General features: G+C 44.5%; 3 pseudogenes. All 3 read left to right on the plus strand.

Annotated features, from left to right (window positions below):
• Window positions 1–1,129, plus strand: a pseudogene (locus GMD1S_RS07200) (ribonuclease J); the annotation flags it as partial.
• Window positions 1,130–1,197: 68 nt separating this feature from the next.
• Window positions 1,198–1,979: pseudogene (locus GMD1S_RS07205) on the plus strand (alpha/beta hydrolase).
• A gap of 104 nt (window positions 1,980–2,083) precedes the next feature.
• Window positions 2,084–2,414, plus strand: a pseudogene (locus tag GMD1S_RS07210) (peptidase); the annotation flags it as partial.

Genomic DNA, 2,414 nt, shown 5'->3' on the forward strand with positions numbered 1-2,414 from the left:
TGGCAGAAATCGGTCGTGATGGTGTCTTGGCGCTCCTCAGTGATTCAGCCAATGCAGACAGCAATATCCAGGTGGCGAGTGAGAGTGAAGTTGGAGACGAAATTACCCAGACCATTGCAGATTGGGAAGGTCGTATCATCGTTGCCGCAGTTGCCAGCAACCTTTCTCGTATCCAGCAGGTTTTTGATGCTGCAGCAGATACAGGTCGCCGAGTTGTTTTGACTGGATTTGATATTGAAAATATCGTCCGCACTGCGATTCGACTCAAAAAATTGTCTCTAGCCAATGAAAGTCTCTTGATTAAACCCAAAGAAATGTCTCGTTTTGACGACCATGAGTTGATTATCCTTGAGACGGGCCGTATGGGTGAGCCGATTAATGGACTTCGCAAGATGTCCATTGGACGCCACCGTTATGTGGAAATCAAAGATGGGGACTTGGTCTATATCGTAACCACTCCATCTATCGCAAAAGAAGCTGTCATGGCGCGTGTTGAAAACATGATCTACCAAGCTGGTGGTGTGGTGAAACTCATTACCCAAAGCTTGCGAGTATCCGGACATGGGAATGCGCGTGATTTGCAGTTAATGATCAATCTTTTGCAACCAAACTACCTCTTCCCTATCCAAGGAGAGTACCGTGAGTTAGATGCGCATTCCAAGGCTGCCATGGCAGTTGGAATGTTGCCAGAACGCATCTTCATCCCTAAAAAGGGAACGACCATGTCTTATGAACATGGAGACTTTGTTCCAGCTGGAGCTGTTCTGCTGGGGATGTCTTGATTGACGGAAATGCCATCGGGGATGTTGGAAATGTCGTCCTTCGTGACCGTAAGGTCTTGTCAGAGGATGGAATCTTTATCGTGGCGATCACTGTCAACCGTCGTGAGAAGAAAATTGTGGCTAAGGCCCGTGTTCACACGCGTGGATTCGTTTATCTCAAGAAGAGTCGTGACATTCTCCGTGAAAGTTCAGAATTGATTAACCAAACGGTAGAAGAGTATCTTCAAGGTGATGACTTTGATTGGGCAGATCTCAAAGGCAAGGTTCGCGACAATCTGACCAAGTACCTCTTTGATCAAACCAAGCGTCGCCCGGCAATCTTGCCAGTCGTGATGGAAGCAAAATAATAAGCAGCATACCTACAGAAAAAGTCGAAATTCGGCTTTTTCTTATAGAATAGTAAAAGGAGACAACCATGGCAGTTATGAATATTGAGTATTACTCAAAAGTTTTGGATATGGAGTGGGGCGTTACCGTACTCTATCCAGATTCTAGTCGGGTGACTGAACCAGATTGCACGGATATTCCTGTTCTTTATCTTTTGCACGGAATGTCAGGAAACCAAAATAGCTGGCTCAAACGTACCAATGTCGAGCGCTTGTTGCGTGGGACCAATCTCATTGTTATCATGCCCAATACTAGCAATGGCTGGTACACAGATACTCAGTATGGCTATAACTACTATACAGCTCTAGCAGAAGAGTTACCTCAGGTAATGAAACGTTTCTTCCCCAATATGACCAGCAAGCGAGAAAAAACTTTCATAGCAGGCCTATCCATGGGTGGATACGGTTCCTTCAAACTCGCTCTATCGACAAATCGTTTTTCTCATGCGGCTAGTTTTTCTGGTGCACTCAGTTTTCAGGAATTTTCTTCCTGAAAGTCACGGCTCTGGGGCCACTTGCATACTGGCGAGGAGTTTTTGGAGAGATTAAAGACTGGACAGCTAGTCCTCATTCGCTTGAAAGCATGGCTGCAAAATCCGATAAAAAGACTAAACTATGGGCTTGGTGTGGAGAGCAAGACTATCTCTACTCTGCCAATAATCTCGCAGTGAAAAACCTCAAAAAACTTGGTTTTGAGGTGACCTATAGTCATAGTCTAGGTAAGCACGAGTGGTACTACTGGGAAAAACAATTGGAACGTTTTTTGGCTACTCTACCAATTGACTTTGTCTTGGAAGAACGTTTATCTTAGTTTTAGGTTTCTTTCAGCTTTCTTCAGTAAAATAGAGAATCTATCTTGATCAAGGAAAATGTGATTTCAAGATAGGTTCTTATTTTTATGAAAGGTGGGGCGTCATGTTCTGGATTATTCGATTATTGTTCCGATTTCTTTTGGGAATTTGGCGTTTCTTCTGGCGTCTGGTTTGGACTGTGGTCATTCTACTGCTCATTGCCTTTGGAGTGGTTTGGTATCTGACAGGTGATTTTCATTCTGCGGTCAATCAGGTTGAAAAAATGAGTAAGATTGGTCAAGGTGGCTGGAATCAATGGAAGGAGACGGGAACGCTGGAAGTCTTGTCTCAGACAGACAGTCACCAACATGCAGAAGGCAAGTGGGCTCAAGCTTCAGCTCGCATCTATATTGAGCCTCAAATGGATGAGACCTTTCAAGGTGCCTATGCAGAAG

This window comes from Streptococcus sp. GMD1S (assembly GCF_000296875.1).
In the GTDB taxonomy this organism is placed as follows: Bacteria; Bacillota; Bacilli; order Lactobacillales; family Streptococcaceae; genus Streptococcus.